17 protein-coding genes are annotated in these 18,958 nt (G+C 70.0%); 12 read left to right on the forward strand and 5 right to left on the reverse strand.

Going from position 1 to position 18,958, the window contains the following annotated elements:
* Positions 1–348 precede the first annotated feature (348 nt).
* Together ACQXVK_RS05885 and guaB are read right to left on the reverse strand one after the other, a co-directional pair.
* Positions 349–1,683, reverse strand: coding sequence for an ABC transporter substrate-binding protein (locus ACQXVK_RS05885; RefSeq protein ID WP_430853005.1), 1,335 nt, complete (start codon positions 1,681–1,683; stop codon positions 349–351).
* A gap of 343 nt (positions 1,684–2,026) precedes the next feature.
* A complete protein-coding gene (gene guaB / locus ACQXVK_RS05890) occupies positions 2,027–3,529 on the reverse strand; it encodes an IMP dehydrogenase (RefSeq protein ID WP_430853006.1) in 1,503 nt (500 codons plus the stop codon).
* Positions 3,530–3,884: 355 nt separating this feature from the next.
* On the opposite strand from guaB, the gene ACQXVK_RS05895 reads away from it, so the two are divergent.
* The 7 genes from ACQXVK_RS05895 (at position 3,885) to ACQXVK_RS05925 (ending at position 11,455) form a co-directional block, all read left to right on the forward strand.
* A complete protein-coding gene (locus ACQXVK_RS05895; protein WP_416394386.1) occupies positions 3,885–5,231 on the forward strand; it encodes a branched-chain amino acid ABC transporter permease in 1,347 nt (448 codons plus the stop codon).
* An 11-nt stretch (positions 5,232–5,242) separates the two neighbouring features.
* Positions 5,243–6,229, forward strand: a complete 987-nt coding sequence (locus ACQXVK_RS05900) for a branched-chain amino acid ABC transporter permease (protein WP_022906990.1) — start codon at positions 5,243–5,245, stop codon at positions 6,227–6,229.
* Positions 6,222–7,109, forward strand: a complete 888-nt coding sequence (locus ACQXVK_RS05905) for an ABC transporter ATP-binding protein (RefSeq protein ID WP_022906989.1) — start codon at positions 6,222–6,224, stop codon at positions 7,107–7,109. Before ACQXVK_RS05900 ends, ACQXVK_RS05905 begins: the two co-directional genes overlap by 8 nt.
* The gene (locus ACQXVK_RS05910) at positions 7,106–7,933 is read left to right on the forward strand and encodes an ABC transporter ATP-binding protein (RefSeq protein ID WP_430853007.1); all 828 of its coding nucleotides are present in this window, start codon (positions 7,106–7,108) and stop codon (positions 7,931–7,933) included. Before ACQXVK_RS05905 ends, ACQXVK_RS05910 begins: the two co-directional genes overlap by 4 nt.
* Positions 7,934–8,141: 208 nt before the next feature.
* Positions 8,142–8,327 (forward strand): hypothetical protein, encoded by a 186-nt coding sequence (locus ACQXVK_RS05915; protein WP_402266807.1) that lies wholly within the window; start codon positions 8,142–8,144, stop codon positions 8,325–8,327.
* Between the two features lie 55 nt (positions 8,328–8,382).
* Positions 8,383–9,504 (forward strand): GuaB3 family IMP dehydrogenase-related protein, encoded by a 1,122-nt coding sequence (locus ACQXVK_RS05920; RefSeq protein ID WP_022906986.1) that lies wholly within the window; start codon positions 8,383–8,385, stop codon positions 9,502–9,504.
* Positions 9,505–9,565: 61 nt separating this feature from the next.
* The gene (locus ACQXVK_RS05925) at positions 9,566–11,455 is read left to right on the forward strand and encodes a glycerol-3-phosphate dehydrogenase/oxidase (protein ID WP_402266810.1); all 1,890 of its coding nucleotides are present in this window, start codon (positions 9,566–9,568) and stop codon (positions 11,453–11,455) included.
* A gap of 72 nt (positions 11,456–11,527) precedes the next feature.
* Here ACQXVK_RS05925 and ACQXVK_RS05930 read toward each other — a convergent pair whose 3' ends face one another.
* Positions 11,528–12,037 carry a hypothetical protein gene (locus ACQXVK_RS05930; protein WP_430853008.1) on the reverse strand — a complete coding sequence of 170 codons (510 nt, stop codon included), beginning with the start codon at positions 12,035–12,037 and terminating at the stop codon, positions 11,528–11,530.
* Between the two features lie 100 nt (positions 12,038–12,137).
* Here ACQXVK_RS05930 and ACQXVK_RS05935 point away from each other — a divergent pair, with 100 nt between their 5' ends.
* Genes ACQXVK_RS05935 through guaA form a run of 5 tightly spaced genes read left to right on the forward strand, consistent with a single transcriptional unit; the run spans position 12,138 to position 16,945 of the window.
* Complete coding sequence (locus ACQXVK_RS05935) at positions 12,138–12,668, forward strand: cation:proton antiporter regulatory subunit (protein ID WP_022906983.1); 531 nt, start codon at positions 12,138–12,140, stop codon at positions 12,666–12,668.
* 3 nt (positions 12,669–12,671) lie between these two features.
* The gene (locus ACQXVK_RS05940) at positions 12,672–14,114 is read left to right on the forward strand and encodes a cation:proton antiporter (RefSeq protein ID WP_022906982.1); all 1,443 of its coding nucleotides are present in this window, start codon (positions 12,672–12,674) and stop codon (positions 14,112–14,114) included.
* A gap of 5 nt (positions 14,115–14,119) precedes the next feature.
* Positions 14,120–14,899, forward strand: coding sequence for an SURF1 family cytochrome oxidase biogenesis protein (locus ACQXVK_RS05945; protein ID WP_416394388.1), 780 nt, complete (start codon positions 14,120–14,122; stop codon positions 14,897–14,899).
* A gap of 10 nt (positions 14,900–14,909) precedes the next feature.
* Positions 14,910–15,356, forward strand: a complete 447-nt coding sequence (locus tag ACQXVK_RS05950; protein WP_022906980.1) for a DUF3817 domain-containing protein — start codon at positions 14,910–14,912, stop codon at positions 15,354–15,356.
* The gene (gene guaA, locus ACQXVK_RS05955; RefSeq protein ID WP_022906979.1) at positions 15,353–16,945 is read left to right on the forward strand and encodes a glutamine-hydrolyzing GMP synthase; all 1,593 of its coding nucleotides are present in this window, start codon (positions 15,353–15,355) and stop codon (positions 16,943–16,945) included. Before ACQXVK_RS05950 ends, guaA begins: the two co-directional genes overlap by 4 nt.
* 243 nt (positions 16,946–17,188) lie before the next feature.
* Here the strand turns inward: guaA and ACQXVK_RS05960 are convergent, their stop codons facing one another.
* The gene (locus ACQXVK_RS05960) at positions 17,189–18,061 is read right to left on the reverse strand and encodes a Bax inhibitor-1/YccA family protein (RefSeq protein WP_022906978.1); all 873 of its coding nucleotides are present in this window, start codon (positions 18,059–18,061) and stop codon (positions 17,189–17,191) included.
* Positions 18,062–18,406: 345 nt separating this feature from the next.
* The gene (locus ACQXVK_RS05965; protein WP_430853009.1) at positions 18,407–18,907 is read right to left on the reverse strand and encodes a hypothetical protein; all 501 of its coding nucleotides are present in this window, start codon (positions 18,905–18,907) and stop codon (positions 18,407–18,409) included.
* Between the last annotated feature and the right edge of the window lie 51 nt (positions 18,908–18,958).

The raw sequence follows: 18,958 nt of genomic DNA on the forward strand, positions 1-18,958 counted from the left end.
GCGCGCCGCGCCTCCCGGCAACCCGCGACCGGGCGAGCCCGAGGTACCTGGTCGATTCGGGCGTACTGCCCCGAAAGTTCCGACCAGGTACGCCCGATTCCGTCAGGTACGCCGATCCGGCCCGCTCCGCACCGCCCCATGCCGAGCCACGAGGCCCGGCGACCGCCCCGCCTGCCGTCCCGCCCGCCTGCCCGCCGTGCGCCGAGTCTCGGCCCGGCGGACTGTTTCGCGCGGTGTCGGCCACGAAACTGTCCGCGCAGCCGAGTCTCGGCACGCTCCCGGGCGCCCGCCGCACGCGACAGCGCCCCGCGGTCGGGCCGCGGGGCGCTGTCGATCTGGTGGTGTCGGCTACTTCTTGACCGAGCCCTGGATGGCGCTCTGGTAGACGGGCTTGTTGTCGCCGTCGAACTTGTAGATGCCGATGTAGGCGCTCGACGGGTCGTTGTTCTCGTCGAACGGACCGATGCCCGACGGACCCGTGTAGTGGATGTCCTCACCCTTGTCGAGCAGGGCGACGCAGTCCTTGAACGTCGAGCACTCGGTGCCGCCGTCGGCTCCGGACACCGCGGCCATGTTGGCCTGGATGGTCCCGGAGTCCGTACCATTGCCCTTCACCGCGGCGAGGGCCGCGAGGACGGTGGCGTCGTAGGACTCGGCCGCGTACGAGTAGTCGGCGAGGTCCTTGCCGGACGACTTCTTGTAGAAGGCGGACAGCTGGGCCTTGAACTCGTCCTTGGGCGAGGCGCCGGGGATGGTGCCCTGCGCGCCGGTCAGCGTGCCCTTGTCGAAGTCCTTCGAGTAGTCGGCGGTGTTGCCGTCGGACATGTAGATCTTCGACATGTCGGCGTCCTGCGACTTCAGCTCCGGGATGATCGACTTCGTCTCGTCGAACGCCAGGACGACGATGGCGTCCGGCTTCGTGGCGAGCGCCGCGGTCACCTCGGACGAGAAGGTCGTCTGGCCGGGCGGGAACTCCTGGCCCTTGCCCTTGCCGCCGTAGACGACGGATCCGCCGGAGTCCTCGATCGCCTTCTGCACGGTGTTCCGGAGACCGGTGCCGTAGGTGTCGTTGAAGACGAGGAAGGCGACCTTGGCGTTGCCGTCACCCGTGACGAGCTGACCGAGCGCCGAGCCCTGCACCGAGTCCGGCGGAGCGGTCCGGTAGTAGTACGACGAGTAGCCGGAGAGGTCCGACGCGGTGTTCGCGGGGGAGATCTCCACGATGCAGTTGCTCGTGAGCTGGTCGATGACGTTGAGCGTGACGCTGGAGGACTCGGCGCCGATCGCGACCGGGACCTTCGCGTTCACGAGCTTCGTCGCGGCCGAGCTCGACACCGTCATGTCGTTGCTGTCACCGGAGTCGGTGGCGGGGTCGATGGTGACGTCCTTGTCGAGCACACCGCCCGCGGCGTTGATGTCCTGCACCGCGAGCCCCACACCGGACTCCGCGGGCGGGTTCAGGTAGGCGAGCGAACCGGTCAGCGGCAGGATCGTCCCGATCTTCAGCGCGTCGGTGCCGGGGGTGTCCGGGGCCTTGCAGCTCGCGGCGGGGTCCTTCTTCGCGCCGCCCGACGCGGAAGAGGACGGCGAGGTGCCGCCGCTGGTGGTGGAACAGGCGGCGAGGAGGAGCGCCGCCGCTCCTGCCACTGCCAGTGCCGTGGTGGCACGGGTGGTTCTGATCATCCGTGGAGCCCTTTCTCTGCGCGGAACCTCAGGTCCCGCTGGGGATGTGAGAGAACGTAGGGTCACGGTGTTTCAGCGGTGTGACGGGGCGGTACGCAAAGTGTTTCGTTACCCAGCCGTGACGCGGGGGCGCGGAAACCCGGGGGCCGCGCGGTGGCATGGCGGTGGCCTTGCGGTGGCGGGCGCCCCGGTCCGCGCAGCGCGGACAGCGGACGAGCCCGGTCGTGTGGGGCTCGCCGGCGTCGGGCATCGAGCGCGCGGACCGTGCCGCGACCCTGCTGCCCACCGACGACGAACGCCCCCGCTCCGTCGAGGAGCAGGGGCGTTCGGGGTGCGGATCGGCTCAGCTGCTGTAGTTCGGCGCCTCGACGACCATCTGCACGTCGTGCGGGTGGGACTCCTTGAGCCCGGCCGGGGTGATCCGGACGAACTTACCGCGGGCCTTGAGCTCCGGGACGGTGCGGCCACCGACGTAGAACATCGACTGCCGCAGGCCACCGACGAGCTGGTAGACGACGTTCGCCACCGAGCCGCGGTAGGGCACCTGGCCCTCGATGCCCTCGGGGACGAGCTTGTCGTCCGAGGGGACGTCGGCCTGGAAGTAGCGGTCCTTCGAGTACGAGGTCTTCTTGCCACGGGTCTGCAGGGCACCGAGGGAGCCCATCCCGCGGTACGCCTTGAACTGCTTGCCGTTGACGAACACCAGGTCACCGGGGGACTCGTCGGTGCCGGCGAGGAGCGAGCCGAGCATCACGGTGTCCGCGCCGGCCACGAGGGCCTTCGCGATGTCGCCCGAGTACTGCAGCCCGCCGTCGGCGATGACCGGCACGCCGGCCTCACGCGCGGCGAGGGAGGCCTCGTACACGGCGGTGACCTGCGGGACGCCGACACCCGCGACGACGCGCGTGGTGCAGATCGAGCCCGGTCCGACGCCGACCTTGACGGCGTCGACGCCCGCGTCGATGAGCGCCTGGGCGCCCTCGCGCGTGGCGGCCTGCCCACCGATGACGTCGACCGCGGCGAACGCCGGGTCGGCCTTGAGGCGGCGGACCATGTCGAGCACGCCGGCGCTGTGGCCGTTCGCGGTGTCGACGACGAGGACGTCCACGCCGGCTTCGCGCAGGGCGGTCGCACGCTCCCAGGCGTCGCCGAAGAAGCCGATCGCGGCACCGACACGCAGTCGGCCGGCGTCGTCCTTGGTGGCGTCCGGGTACTTCTCGCTCTTGTCGAAGTCCTTGACCGTGATGAGACCGCGGAGCTTGCCGTCCTCGTCCACGAGGGGGAGCTTCTCGATCTTGTGCTCGGCGAAGATCGCGACGGCGTCGTCCGGGTCGATGCCGACCGGGGCCGTGATGAGCGGGGCCTTCGTCATGACGTCGCGGACGAGCGTGGACTGCTGCTCGAACGGTGCCACGAACCGCATGTCGCGGTTGGTGATGATGCCGACGAGGGTGCCGTCACCCTCGACCACCGGCAGGCCGGAGACGCGGAACTGTCCGCAGAGCGCGTCCACCTCGGCGACGGTGGCGTCCGGGCTGGTCGTCACCGGGTTGGTGATCATGCCGGACTCGCTGCGCTTGACCTTGTCGACGGCGGCCGCCTGGTCGGCGATCGACATGTTGCGGTGCAGGATGCCGATGCCGCCCTGCCGGGCCATGGCGATCGCCATGCGGGCCTCGGTCACGGTGTCCATCGCCGCGGAGAGCAGCGGGACGTTGACCGTGATGCGCTTGGTGAGCCGGGACGCGGTCGACGCCTCGCTCGGGATGACGTCGGTGTACCCCGGCAGGAGCATGACGTCGTCGTACGTGAGTCCGATGAATCCGAACGGATCCGGCTGGTCCATGGGTCCCCTTCGTGGGCGAGGTGAAGTGGTCGAGACACCGGGAACGCTGCGGCGGGTTCCGGATAGACCATGGTAACGCGCACGCGCTCTCCCGCATTCCGCCCCGTGGACACCCGTGGGCGGCCAGGAGGCGCGGTGCGGCCCCGCCTCGGAACCCCCGTCGAGACTTCCTCCACAACGTCACAGTTGCGGCACGAATCACACAGGGAACGTGATGGAAACACGGGTGACACACAATCCCCCTAGCGTCCTCGTCATCCGAACGAGAGGCTCTTCCGTGGGATCCATCACTCCGCCGGGGTCTGCGCCGCTGCGCAGGTTCCGCCTCCGCCCGGGACGAAAGCGACCGGTCATCATGGCCGTCCTCGTGCTCGCGTTCCTGGCGACCTTCCTGATCGACTGGGCGGTGACGCTGCCGGCGATCGGCGCCACCCCGGCCCCGAGCGCGTCGGCGTCCGCGAGCACCGCACCAGCCAGCACCCAGCCGTGCACGGTCAGCCCGACGAACGGCTGCATCCAGGGCACGATCACCGACTCGGACCGCGAACCGGTGGAGGGCGTCGCCGTCGACGTCGCCGGTCCGGGCGGCTTCGCGCAGACCGCGACGACGTCCGACACCGGTCGGTGGTCGGTGAGCGTCACCGCGGCGGGCAGCTACACGGTGAGCGTCGACCAGGACACCCTGCCGAAGGGCCAGTACCTGACGAACGCGGCCGACGCGAAGCGCACCGTGTCCGCGAGCCTCAACGCGAACGTCGGCCAGATCTTCCAGCTGTCCGACCAGCAGGGGGTCGTCACGAACGACGACGCGACGAGCGTCACGCCCCAGCGGGCCTGGCAGCAGTTCGCGTCCGGCATCCGACTCGGGCTCCTCATCGCGCTGGCGTCCGTGGGCCTGTCGCTCATCTACGGCACGACGGGGCTGTCGAGCTTCTCGCACGGTGAGCAGGTCACCCTCGGCGGGTTGCTCGCGTACCTGTTCGCGAACCAGCTCGGGTGGAACATCTGGCTGACGGGGGTGGTGGTCACGCTGCTGTGCGCGGCGACCGGGTACCTGCAGGACGCCGGCATCTGGCGGCCGCTGCGGCGCAAGCGCATCAGCCTGACGCAGCTCATGATCGTGACGATCGGGTTGTCGATCGCCGCCCAGTACGCGTTCCAGTACTTCTTCGGGGCGTCGACGGTCCGCATCCAGCAGGGCAACCCGGAGACGATCCGGTTCGCCGGTGTGACGCTCACGGTGCAGTCCTACGTCGCGATGGGCATCGCCCTCGTGGTCCTGGTCGCCACCGGCCTGTTCCTCGCGAAGACGCGCTTCGGCCGTGCGACCCGCGCGGTGTCGGACAACCCGGCACTCGCCAGCGCGTCCGGCATCGACGTCGACCGCGTGATCCGGTTCGTGTGGACGCTCGCCGCCGGCCTCGCGGGGCTGTCCGGCGTGATGCTCGGGCTCGTCCTCAACGGTGTGAACTGGCAGACCGGCCTGCAGCTGCTGCTGCTCATGTTCGCCTCGGTCACGCTCGGTGGCCTCGGCACCGCCTACGGCGCACTCGTCGGCTCGATGATCATCGGCGTCGTCGTGGAGCTCACGAACCTCGTGCTGCCGGGTGACTTCAAGTACGCCACCGCCCTCGTGATCCTCATCCTCATCCTGCTGTTCCGGCCGCAGGGCATCTTCGGTCGCGCCGAGCGGATCGGCTAAGGAGCGCCGCCATGGACTACATCCTCTCCCTGCTCTCCTCGCTCACGCAGGAGGCCCTCGCTCCGACCACGGCGGCGTTCGCGCTCGCCGCGATCGGCCTCAACGTCCACTTCGGACTCACCGGCCTGGTCAACATGGGCCAGGCGGCGTTCCTGCTGCTCGGCGCGTACGGCTTCGCGATCTCGATCACCAACGGGCTGCCGTTCGTGATGGCGGTCCTCGTCGCCCTGCTCGTCGCGATCGTCTTCGCGATCATCCTCGGCATCCCGACCCTGCGGCTGCGGGGTGACTACCTCGCGATCGTCACGATCTCCGGTGCCGAGATCATCCGCATGGTGGGACGCTCGAGCCTGCTCACCACGACGACCGGCGGCTCGAACGGCATCACCGGGTCGAGCTACCGCGACCCGTTCAACGCCCTCAGCCCGCTCCCGGACGGCACCACCTCCATCCTGTGGTTCACGTACTCGAACAACGGCGTCAACGGCTGGTGGATCCGCATCGCGGCGTGGGGCCTCGTCGCCCTCTTCACCCTCGTGCTGTTCCTGCTCATGCGCAGCCCCTGGGGCCGTGTCGTGAAGGCCATCCGCGAGGACGAGGACGCCGTGCGCTCCCTCGGCAAGAACGTCTACTCGTACAAGATGCAGGCGCTCGTCTTCGGCGGTGCGCTCGGAGCCCTGGCCGGCATCATCTACGTCCTGCCGAGCTCGGTGCAGCCCGACGCGATGGGCCGTTCGATGACGTTCTTCATCTGGACGGCACTCATCCTCGGCGGCGCGGCGACGGTGTTCGGACCGGTCCTCGGCGCGGTGCTGTTCTTCGTCGTCCGGCTCGCGATCCGCACCCTCGCCGGCGACTTCATCCCGAACTCGATCATGAACGCGCAGCAGGCCGAGCAGTTCTCCTACGTGCTCGTCGGTGTCGCGCTCATGCTCCTCATCGTGTTCCGTCCACAGGGCCTGCTGGGCAACAAGAAGGAGTTGACGTTCAGTGTCTGAGACCTACGCCCACCCCAAGGACGACCCGATCCTGGTCGTCGACGACGTCACCCGTCGCTTCGGCGGGATGACCGCGGTCGACGTCGACCACCTCGAGGTCCAGCGCGGCTCGATCACCGCCCTCATCGGTCCGAACGGCGCCGGCAAGACGACGTTCTTCAACCTGCTGACCGGGTTCGACAAGCCGAGCCCGGGTGCGACGACCCGCTTCAACGGCGACACGATGCAGAAGACCAGCGCGACCCACATCGCGAACAAGGGCATGGTCCGCACGTTCCAGCTCACGAAGGCGCTCAGCCGCCTCACCGTGATGCAGAACATGCTCCTCGGCGCCCGCGACCAGCCCGGCGAGAACTTCTTCGTCGGACTCGTCCCGGCGCTCTGGCGGAAGCGGGAGCGCGAGATCACGGCGAAGGCCGAGGACCTCCTCGCCCGGTTCAAGCTCGACACCAAGGCGGACGACTACGCCGGCTCGCTCTCCGGTGGGCAGCGGAAGCTCCTCGAGATGGCCCGGGCACTCATGTCCGACCCGACGATGATCATGCTCGACGAGCCGATGGCCGGCGTGAACCCGGCACTGACGCAGTCGCTGCTCGGGCACATCCAGTCCCTGCGCGACGACGGCATGACCGTGCTGTTCGTCGAGCACGACATGCACATGGTCCGGCACATCTCGGACTGGGTCGTCGTGATGGCCGAGGGCAAGGTCGTCGCCGAGGGTCCGGCCGACACGGTGATGGACGACCGTGCGGTCATCGACGCGTACCTCGGTGCGCACCACGACACCGACCTCGGTGACGACTCGCTCCTGAACGAGGAGACCTACGAGGAGCTCGCCGAGGAAGTAGCGGAAGAAGACGAGCAGGAGGCGACCCGATGACCGACGCAAGCGAGCCGACGAACGCGAGCAGCGCCTCCAGTCCGAACGCCGCCCCGGCGCCCGTGGCCGGCACGGCCACCCTGGACCGCGAGCCGGTGCTCAGCGCGAAGAACCTCGTCGCCGGGTACCTGCCCGGGGTGAACATCCTGAACGGCTGCGACCTCGACTGCTACCCGGGCGAGCTCATCGGCATCATCGGACCGAACGGCGCGGGCAAGTCGACGCTCCTCAAGGCCCTGTTCGGGCTGGTGTCCATCCGCGAGGGCTCGGTGACCCTGCAGGGCGAGGACATCACCAACCTCAAGGCGAACAAGCTCGTGCAGGCCGGCGTCGGCTTCGTCCCGCAGACGAACAACGTCTTCCCCTCGCTCTCGATCGAGGAGAACCTGCAGATGGGCCTGTACCTCCGGCCCCGCAAGTTCGCCGAGCGGCTCGAGGTCATCTACGACCTGTTCCCCGTCCTCGGACAGCGGAAGGGCCAGCGCGCCGGATCCCTGTCCGGCGGCGAACGGCAGTCGGTCGCGATGGCCCGGGCGCTCATGATGGACCCGAAGGTCCTGCTCCTCGACGAGCCGTCCGCCGGGCTGTCGCCGGTGCGCCAGGACGAGACGTTCATCCGCACACGCCGGATCAACAAGGCCGGTGTGTCGATCGTCATGGTGGAGCAGAACGCGCGACGCTGTCTGCAGATCTGCGATCGTGGGTACGTGCTCGACCAGGGGAGGAACGCGTACTCGGGCACCGGGAAGGAGCTCGCCGACGACCCGAAGGTCATCGAGCTGTACCTGGGGACGCTCGCCAAGGACGTCGACTCCGCGCGCTGAGCGAGCGGTGTCGACCGTGGGTGCCGCTGTGGGGGCGGTACCCGCACCGAGTGGGGTCGTGCGTGGACGCTCAGCGCCGCACGGCCCCGCTCCTCACCGGGATCGGCGCGCGGCGCGCGGCTCGCCTCTCGCGGCTCGTGTCACCGGTTCGGCACGCCATCGACCAGGAGGCGCGACCCACCCCCGTCGGGTCGCTACCCTCGGACGCGTGCGCACCCCCGGCCCCCTCGTGCTCGACGCCCTGGTGTGGCTGGTCTTCGCCGTGCTCTTCGTCGGGGCGGCGCTGCTCGTGAAGGCAGCGGCCGCGTTGCTCGGGGTGCTCGTGGTGCTGGCACTCCTGCTCGGCCTGGTGCTGCGGGTGCTGCGGAAGCGACGCGCCCGCCGGACACGCTGACCGGCGCCCGCGGGTGTCCGTGTCACCCGGGGGACACGACCGGTAGGCTTGCCGGGTGAGTGAAGTCGAGATCGGTGCTGGCAAGCGCGGACGTCGGGCGTACGCGTTCGACGACATCGCGGTGGTCCCCTCGCGGCGCACGCGTGACCCGCGTGACGTGAGCGTGCAGTGGTCGATCGACGCGTTCACGTTCGAGTCGCCGATCCTCTCGGCCCCGATGGACTCCGTCGCCTCGCCGGCGACCGTCATCCAGATGGGCCGGCTCGGCATGCTCGGCGTCCTCGACCTCGAAGGGCTCTGGACCCGCTACGAGGACCCGACGCCCTACTACGACGAGATCAAGGCGCTCACCGACGGCAACGTCACCAAGCGCATGCAGGAGATCTACTCCGAGCCGGTCAAGGCCGAGCTGATCACCGCGCGCCTGGCCGAGATCCGCGCCGCCGGGGTGCCGGTCGCCGGGTCGCTCAGCCCGCAGCGCACGCAGGAGTTCTCGCAGACCGTCGTGGACGCCGGTGTCGACCTGTTCGTCATCCGCGGCACGACCGTCTCGGCCGAGCACGTCTCGCAGAACACCGAGCCGCTCAACCTCAAGAAGTTCATCTACGAGCTCGACGTCCCGGTCATCGTGGGCGGTGCCTCGACCTACACGGCGGCGCTGCACCTCATGCGCACCGGTGCCGCGGGTGTGCTCGTCGGTTTCGGCGGCGGCGCTGCCTCGACCACCCGGGCCGCGCTCGGCATCCACGCCCCGATGGCCACCGCCGTCGCCGACATCGCCGGCGCTCGCCGCGACTACATGGACGAGTCCGGCGGCCGCTACGTGCACGTCATCGCCGACGGCGGGCTCGACACCGCGGGCGACGTCGTCAAGGCGATCGCGATGGGCGCCGACGCCGTCATGCTCGGCACCGCGCTCGCCCGCGCGACCGAGGCACCCGGTGGCGGCTTCCACTGGGGTGCCGAGGCGCACCACCCGGAGCTGCCGCGCGGCCGCCGGGTCGAGGTGGGCACGATCGCCCCGCTCGAGAACGTCCTGAACGGCCCGACCCCGACCTGGGACGGCCGTGCGAACATCGTCGGCGCGCTGCGTCGGTCGATGGCCACGACGGGATACTCCGACGTCAAGGAGTTCCAGCGAGTAGAAGTGGTCGTGGCGCCGTACCACCGGAACTGACGGTGGCACCCGCACTCCGGCGCGGGTGACGCCTCGGCGTCACCGTGACACGGAGGCGACGATGGCCAAGACCAGCACGAGCACGTCCAGCGCGACCCGGCCGGCCCGCGCCGAGAACGCGGCACCGGGGGTGGGGTTCGACCCGTCCACGAAGCTCGGTCCCGACGAACGCACCGCCGCGATCGAGGCGATGAAGACCCGGGAGCTCGACGTCCTGGTGGTCGGCGGCGGCATCGTCGGTGCGGGCAGCGCGCTCGACGCCGTGACGCGGGGCCTGAGCGTCGGCATCGTCGAGGCCCGCGACTGGGGATCGGGCACCTCGAGCCGCTCGTCGAAGCTCGTGCACGGCGGCATCCGGTACCTCGAGCAGCTCAACTTCGGGCTCGTCCGCGAGGCCCTCATCGAGCGCGGACTCCTGCTGCAGCGGATCGCCCCGCACCTCGTGAAGCCCGTCCGCTTCCTCTACCCGCTGAACCACCGCGTGTGGGAGCGCTTCTACATCGGGATCGGCATGGCGATGTACGACGCCTTCAGCTGGTCCGGCGGCCGACCGCCCGGGGTCCCGCACCACCGGCACCTCAGCCGCACGCAGGTGCTCCGCTCGATGCCGTCGCTCAAGAAGGACGCCTTCGTGGGCGGCATGACCTACTACGACGCCCAGGTCGACGACGCCCGGTACGTGGCCTCGCTCGTGCGAACGGCGGCGTCGTACGGTGCCCACGCCGCGAGCCGCATCCGGATCGAGGGCTTCATCAAGGTCGGGGAACGCGTGGTCGGTGCCGAGGCGCACGACATCCAGACCGGCGAGAAGTTCGAGATCCGCGCGAAGCAGGTCGTCAACGCGACGGGCGTCTGGACCGACGACACCCAGGCGATGATCGGCACGCGCGGTCAGTTCAAGGTCCGCGCCTCGAAGGGCGTCCACCTGGTCATCCCGCGCGACCGCTTCCAGTCGAACATGGGCATGATCCTCCGCACCGAGAAGAGCGTGCTGTTCGTGATCCCGTGGGGTCGGCACTGGCTGGTCGGGACGACCGACACCGACTGGTACCTCGACAAGGCCCACCCGGCGGCGACCGCGGCGGACATCGACTACATCCTCGAGCACGTGAACAAGGTCCTGGCGGTCCCGCTCACCCGCGAGGACGTCGAGGGCGTGTACGCCGGACTCCGGCCGCTGCTCGCCGGGGAGTCCGACCAGACGTCGAAGCTCAGCCGCGAGCACGTCGTCGCACACACCGTGCCCGGGCTCGTGGTCGTCGCCGGCGGCAAGTGGACCACCTACCGCGTGATGGGCAAGGACGCGATCGACGAGGCCGTCGCGGCGATGGACGGCAAGATCCCCGGCTCGACGACCGAGGACATCCCGCTGCTCGGCGCCGAGGGCTACCCGGCCGCCTGGAACCGCCGCGGCCGCACCGCGCGGAGCTTCGGCGTGCACAAGGTCCGGATCGAGCACCTGCTGAACCGGTACGGCACGCTCGCGACCGAGGTGCTCCGGCTCGTGAAGCAGGACCCGTCGCTCGCCGAGCCGCTCCCCGGTGCGGACGACTACATCGGGGCCGAGGTCGTCTACGCGGCCTCGCACGAGGGCGCGCTGCACCTCGAGGACGTCCTCGCCCGTCGCACCCGCATCTCGATCGAGGCCTGGGACCGCGGCGAGTCGGCGGCCCCGGTCGCGGCGAAGCTCATGGCCGACGTGCTCGGCTGGGACCAGGAGACCACCGAGCACGAGGTGTCGAACTACCTCAAGCGCGTCGCGGCGGAACGCGAGTCGCAGCTGCAGCCCGACGACGAGTCGGCGGACCGCGTGCGGCTCGAGGCGCCGGACATCGCCTTCGGGTTCGACGAGGACGACGTGGTCGTCGGCGGCGGCCGCTCGAGCGGTGCGGAGGGCGCGAAGGCGTCCGACGAGCAGGTGGTCGGCGAGAAGACGAGCGAGCCCGAGTAGGACGCGACCCGCGTCGACGACACGACCCGCGCCTCCTGGCTGTCGACGGCCTGGAGGCGCGGGTCGGCGCAGTCAGGCGGCGCGCGACCCGCGGGCGGTCCGGCGGACGCTGACCGCCTGCCCGATCACGAGGACGAACGGGATCGCGGCCAGCGCGATCGCACTGCTGACCAGGAGGACACCGGCCCAGACGGTGTGCGCGCCACCGTCGACGCCGTAGGCGTCCGCGACGTCCATGCCGAGCCAGAAGCCGCTCCACCAGGTCATCGGACCGCCGAGCGCGACCACGCCGAGCAGGACCGCGGCGATGACGTGGGTGCGGGCGCGGGTCACCAGGAGCGACGTGGCGAGCCCGACCGCCAGGCCGACACCGACGAGGGCGATCCCGACGACGGCCGCGACGTCGGTGCCGACCGAGAACCCCTGCTGGCCGAGTTCCGCGTGGATCATGCTGAGCGAGGTGCCCGGCACCGCGGCCAGCGGGTCGAGCACGAGCGCCTCGACGGCGAGCAGTGCGGCGTAGAGTGCCACCACCGCGACACCCGTGCCCGCCACCGTGCGCCTGGTCCGTTCGTCGTCCACAGCAGTCCCCCCGGATCTCGTCGTCCACCGGACTGTAGCGGAACGGAATGGCCGGACCCCCTCGGTGGTTATCATCGGGGTACTCGAAAAGGGAGCCATCATGGTCGACGTCCATCGCGTCAAACTCCCCGGAGTCGGCGTGCTGCACAGCTTCTACACCGACGACGGTGGCAAGTGTGGTGTCATCACGCACCGGTCGGGCCACTCCGACCTCATCTCCTTCGCCGACGTCTCGGACGGCGCCGACAAGTCCGAGAAGGTGTCGCTGCGCCTCAGCGAGGACGAGGCGCACACGCTCGCCGAACTCCTCGGCGGCACGCGCATCACCGAGGGACTCGACAAGCTCGACGAGATCCCCGGCCTCAGCATCGACTGGTTCTCGGTCGACTACGACGACGCGATCGCCGGCAAGCCCCTCGGTGACCTGCACGACTCGGGCTTCATCGGTCTGACGGTCGTGGCGGTCGTCCGCGGTGACAGCGCGAACCCGGCCCCGTCGTCGGACTTCGTCGTGTTCCCCGGCGACACCATCGTCGTCGCCGGTGCGCCGGAGAAGGTCGCCAAGGCGTTCTCGTTCTACCGCAGCGGAGAGCTTGCGGCCGCTGCGGCCGAGGCCCCGCCGAGGAGCTAGCCCGTGCACCTGGGTGGTGAGCTGCTCACCATCGGCGTCCTGTTCATCATCGCCTACGTCCTCGGACGCCTCGGCAAGACGATCGGGTTGCCCGCGATCCCGATCTACATGGTCGTGGGGCTCATCGCGAGTCCGCACACCCCGTGGATCGGGCTGAACGTCGAGTCGCACACGATCGAGCTGATCGCGACGTTCGGGCTCATCCTGCTGCTGTTCAACCTCGGGTTGGAGTTCGACCAGGAAGAGTTCTACGGCAACGCCGGCAAGCTCCTGGTCTCCGGCGGGACGTACGTCGCCATCAACATGGGCGTGGGGTTCGCCTTCGGGTTCTCGCTCGGCTGGGGCACCCGCGAGGCGCTCATCATCGCCGGCATGACGGCGACGTCGTCGAGCGCGATCGTGACGAAGCTCCTCATCGAGCTGCGACGCCTGGCGAACGACGAGACGCCGATGATCCTCGGCGTCACCGTGATCGAGGACGTCTTCATCGCGATCTACCTCGCGATCGTCTCCGTGGTGCTGTCCGGCGACACGAACGTCTGGGGTGTCGTCGGGAAGCTCGCGCTCGCGTTCGGGTTCCTCATCGTGATGTTCACCCTCGCGCGGTTCGCGGGCAAGTGGGTGTCGCGGATCTTCGCGACCCGTGACGACGAGCTCTTCACCGTGCTGTTCTTCGGCCTCGCGGTCATGTTCGGCGGCATCGGCGACCTGCTCGGCGTGACGGACGCGATCGGCGCGTTCGTGATCGGCCTGCTCTGCGGTGCCACGCGCTACCGCGACCGCATCGAGCAGCTCGCCCTGCCGATGCGCGACGTGTTCGCGGCGTTCTTCTTCGTGAACTTCGGGCTCGGGCTCGACCTGTCGACCTTCGGCGAGGTGCTCTGGCCGGTGCTCGGCGCGATCGGCATGACCGTCGCGCTGAACGCGATCGCGGGGCAGCTCGTCGCGCGCATGAACGGCTTCAACGTCCAGCAGGGCATCAACACCGCGGTCATCCTGGTGAACCGTGGCGAGTTCGCGCTGATCCTCGCGACGCTCTCGGCAGCCGCCGGGCTCGAGGCCCGGATCACCGCCTTCGCCGGCCTGTACGTCCTCGTCATGGCGATCCTCGGGCCGCTGCTCGCGGTGAACTCGGACCGGATCGGACGGCTCGTCGTGCGTCCGGCTCGTCTGGCGCGGCTCCGGAACCGCCTGGGGGGTCGGCGCGCGGTCGCCGCAGCCGCCGCGGCCGAGGCAGCGGAAGCCGAGGCCGACGCCGCGGCGGCCGCCCGTCGTGCCGAGCGCGACCGCCAGTTCGCCGAGGAGTTCGCCCTGGTGGAGGCTGCTGGCAGCCAGGAGCGGGAGAATGAGTCCCCGGAGACGCCGTCCGAGCCCCGGACGTCGTCGATCGACACCCCCACCGAGCGCCCCGAGCGCCCGGTCCGCCAGCGCGATCCGGAGTACTGATACGAATGTGGGCCGTAGCCCGACGACCGAAGTGGATCGCGCTGCTCCTGCTGGCGCTCGTGCTCGCGGCGGTGTTCGCCGGGCTGGGCAAGTGGCAGCTGGAGCGGAGCATCGCGAACGGCACACCGCTGCCCGAGACGACCGAGACCCGGAGGAGCCTCGACGCCGTGACGGGGCCGATGCAGCCCGCGACCGAGAAGATGGCCGGGCAGAAGGTGACGGTCACGGGGACGTTCGTCGCCGGTGACACCACGGTGCTGACCGGCCGGACCGGTGGCGGGACCTACCAGACCGTCGGCCACCTGGTCGACGCGGACAGCGGCGCGAGCCTGCCGGTCGTCATCGGGTGGTCGGACCAGCGCGCCGCCGCCGTCGCCGGCGGGGACCGTCTGGCCGACGGCACGCGACTCACGGTCGAGGGGCGCTACTACCCGGCGGAGTCGCCCGACCAGGACACCTACGACAAGGGCGAGTACTCGGCCGTCGCGCCGGCCCGGTTCGTGAACACGTGGAAGGCGTTCGACGACCGGATGTACCTCGGGTACGTCGTCGCCGACGGAACCACCGCGAAGGCCGCCGACCTCGGCACCATCGCCGACCGGGCGCCGTCGCGCGAGGTCCAGTTCGACTGGCTCAACCTGTTCTACGCGATCGAGTGGGTGGTCTTCGCCGGCTTCGCGGTCTTCCTCTGGTACCGGTTCGTCAAGGACGCATGGGAGCGCGAGGAAGAGGACCGTCGTGAGGCGGCGCTCAGCGTCGACGGTGCCCTCGTCGACCGACGGTAGGATGGCCGATATGGCTCTGACCGTCCGAACCCGCGACATCCCGAAGATCCCGGGCGCGGTGAAGTGGTACCGCGTCTCGGCGTACATCACCGGTGTGCTGCTGCTGGCCCTCGTGATCGAGGTCATCATCAAGTACACGCCGCTCCAGCTCGAGATGCAGCTCGGCAACGGCCCGTTCTTCGTACCGAACGGCACGGCCGGCGAAGCGCCCGGCACGTTCAACCTGTCGATCGCGATCCTCATCGCCCACGGCTGGCTGTACGTCCTCTACCTCTTCACGGACTTCCGTCTGTGGAGCATCATGCGCTGGAAGCCGTCCCGCTTCCTGCTCATCGCCCTCGGGGGCATCATCCCGTTCATGTCCTTCGTGGTCGAGCACCGCATGCAGCAGAAGGCCATGGACACCTACCACGAGCTGACCGCTGCCCAGCAGCGTGAGAAGGAGGCCGCTCGGTGAGCGAGACCGAACAGCGTCCCGTCCTCGTCGTCGACTTCGGTGCCCAGTACGCGCAGCTCATCGCGCGTCGCGTGCGCGAGGCGAACGTCTACAGCGAGATCGTCCCGCACTCCATCACCGCGGACGAGGTGAAGGCGAAGGACCCGGCGGCGATCGTGCTGTCCGGCGGTCCCTCGTCGGTGTACGAGCAGGGTGCGCCCGCGCTCGACGCCGACATCCTCGACCTCGGCGTCCCCGTGCTCGGCATCTGCTACGGCTTCCAGGCCATGGCGACCGCGCTGGGCGGCGAGGTCGCCCAGACCGGTCAGCGCGAGTACGGCGCGACCGACGTCACCGTGACCGGCACCGACAGCGTGCTGCTCGGCGCGCAGCCGGCGTCGCAGGTGACCTGGATGTCGCACGGCGACTCCGTGGCGAAGGCGCCGGAGGGCTTCGAGGTCCTCGCGTCGAGCGCCTCGACCCCGGTCGCCGCGTTCGCGTCCGACGAGCGCAAGCTCTACGGAGTGCAGTGGCACCCCGAGGTCAAGCACTCGGTGCACGGTCAGGCCGTGCTCGAGAACTTCCTGCACCGTGCCGCCGGCCTGCCCGGTGACTGGAACTCGGCGAACGTCATCGACGAGCAGGTCGCCCGCATCCGGTCGCAGGTGGGCAACGCCCGGGTCATCGCCGGTCTCTCCGGTGGGGTCGACTCCGCCGTGGCCGCCGCCCTCGTGCACGAGGCCGTCGGCGACCAGCTGACGTGCGTGTTCGTCGACCACGGGCTCCTCCGCGCCGACGAGCGCAAGCAGGTGGAGGAGGACTACGTCGCCTCGACCGGTGTCCGCCTCGTCACCGTCGACGCCGAGCAGCAGTTCCTCGACGCCCTCGCCGGCGTCAGCGACCCCGAGCAGAAGCGCAAGATCATCGGGCGCGAGTTCATCCGCACCTTCGAGGCGGCGGCCGAGGCCCTCGTGCTCGAGGCGCGTGCGGAGTCCGCGGCGGGTGACGACGCCGGCGAGGTGAAGTTCCTCGTCCAGGGCACCCTCTACCCCGACGTCGTCGAGTCCGGCGGTGGTTCCGGCACGGCGAACATCAAGTCGCACCACAACGTCGGCGGCCTGCCCGAGGACATGACGTTCGAGCTCGTCGAGCCGCTGCGCACCCTGTTCAAGGACGAGGTCCGTGCGGTCGGTCGCGAGCTCGGGCTGCCCGAGGTCATCGTCGGCCGCCAGCCGTTCCCCGGCCCGGGCCTCGGCATCCGCATCGTCGGCGAGGTCACGAAGGACCGGCTCGAGCTGCTCCGCGCGGCGGACAAGATCGCCCGCGAAGAGCTGACCGCGGCCGGTCTCGACGACGAGATCTGGCAGTGCCCGGTCGTCCTGCTCGCCGACGTCCGTTCGGTGGGCGTCCAGGGCGACGGCCGCACCTACGGCCACCCGATCGTGCTCCGTCCGGTCTCGTCCGAGGACGCCATGACCGCCGACTGGACCCGCCTGCCGTACGACACGCTCGCGAAGATCTCGAACCGCATCACGAACGAGGTGCCGGATGTGAACCGGGTCGTGCTCGACGTCACGTCGAAGCCGCCGGGGACCATCGAGTGGGAGTAACCCTCCCGCGCTGACGGCCCGGCACGCGTCCTGCGTGCCGGGCCGTCGTGCGTCCGGGGGCCGGTTGACGAGGTCGCGCGATCTGCCGCTCGCGGCGAGGTCGTGCGGCACGATGTGCGACCTCGGCGATGCACGTCCGGCATGTCGTGCGATCTCGGCGGGGAGGCTCGTCGTCCGCCCCCACTCCGGGAACGACGACGGGCCCCGGCGCGTTCGCCGGGGCCCGTCGTGTCGTGCTGGGTGCTAGTTGCGCGAGCTGCTCGCGAGGATCGCGAGGATGCGCAGGATCTCGAGGTACAGCCACACGAGGGTGACGATGAGCCCGAAGGCCGCGGTCCACGCGTAGATCTTCGGAGCGCCGCGCTGGACGCCCGTCTTGATCTGGTCGAAGTCGAGGATCAGCGAGTACGCGGCCATGAGGACCACGAAGATGCCGATCGCGACACCGATCGGGATACCGAAGATCGTCGCGCTCATCAGGCCGAACGTGCCCTGCGTGACACCGGTCCACATGAGGACGAGGTTCACGAGCTGGAAGGCCATGTAGCCGACGATCGCGATGAGGAAGAAGCGCGTCAGCTTCGGCGTCGCCCGGACCTTGCCCGACAGGAACAGCAGCAGCGTCACGGCGAAGACACCGAGGGTGCCGAACACCGCCTGCGCGACGATGCCACCGGTCTGCGTGAAGTTGTACTCGAAGAAGTTCGAGATCCCGCCGACGAAGAGTCCCTCGAAAAACGCGTAGAGCAGCACGAGGGCCGGCGACGGCTTCTTCTTGAAGGTGTTGACCATCGCGAGCACGAAGCCGACGATCGCACCGACGATCCAGACGATCGGGGGCAGGTTCCAGCCGGCGACGGCACCGACGAGGAGCACGCCGAACGCGAGGAGCGTCTTGACGATCGTGTCCTCGTACGACATGCGGTCGGTGTCGACCGTGCTCGCTGCCGGACGGTCGTACATGTACTGCAGCTGCTCAGGGGTCATCCCGCCCTGTGCCTGCTGCGGGGTCTGTCCCCAGCCAGCCTGCTGCTGACCAGCGCCGCGCCCGCCCCAGGTGTTGGGTCCCTGGTTGTTGAAGGCGGGGGACTGGTCGAAACCGGGCTTGAAGGCCATGGTGTCCTCTTCCTTGGAGATTCGAGTCCTCTCAGCCTAGGGGCGCAGTGCCGCGGAAGGCTGAGGATTCGCGGCGAGCGGAAGGGTCCCGGAGGACCACTCGACCGCAGCCTATGGGCGGGCGCTGCGTGCGCGCCCCGAAACAGCCCCGAGCCAGCCGACCGCGCCGACCGCGGCGACCGCGCTGACCGCGCCGAACGCGCCGTCCTGCGGCGGTGAGGGTCGGGGCGGACGCCGGCCGCGCCTCCAGGCCGGCGACCGCGACGAGCAGCGACCGCGACCGACGGCGACCGCGACCAGCGACGGCCGCGACCGACGGCGACCAGCGACCAGCGGCGACCGCGGTCAGCAGTGATCGCGGAGCGCCACGTGGAAGCCCGTCGTCTCGACGTGCCGTTCGGCTCCCTGGACGTACTCGACCCGGACCGGCCCAGCCGATCCGCCGTCGGACCCGGTGCGGACGACGTGCAGCACGAGGTCCACCGACTCGCCCGGTCGGATCGGGGTGCCGATCGCCGGCTCCGCGCGCCACGGGTGGTCCGGGAGCGGCCAGCTGGCGGTCCCCACCCTGACGCCGTCCGGTCCGGGGTGGGCGAGGACGGCGTCGTCGACGGCGAGGCCCGAGCCGGAGCCGAGGGTCACACGCGTCAGCGTGATGGCCGGTCCGGAGGGGCCGCGGAGGACGCCGGTGGCGATCGCACCGTCCGTGCCCTGCATGCAGATCGACGCGCCCTGCTGCTCGAGGCCGAGGGGGCCGGGTGCGCGCACGTCGGCGAGCCAGGCCCACCCGCCGGCGACCGCCACCGCGACGGCCAGTCCGCCCCGCCACCACCTGTTCGTCCCCATGCCCGAACGGTAGTGGCCCGGAGTCCGTACAGGCCACCCCCTGTCCGCGGC

This window comes from Curtobacterium sp. AB451, assembly GCF_050585845.1.
Taxonomy (GTDB): domain Bacteria; phylum Actinomycetota; class Actinomycetes; order Actinomycetales; family Microbacteriaceae; genus Curtobacterium.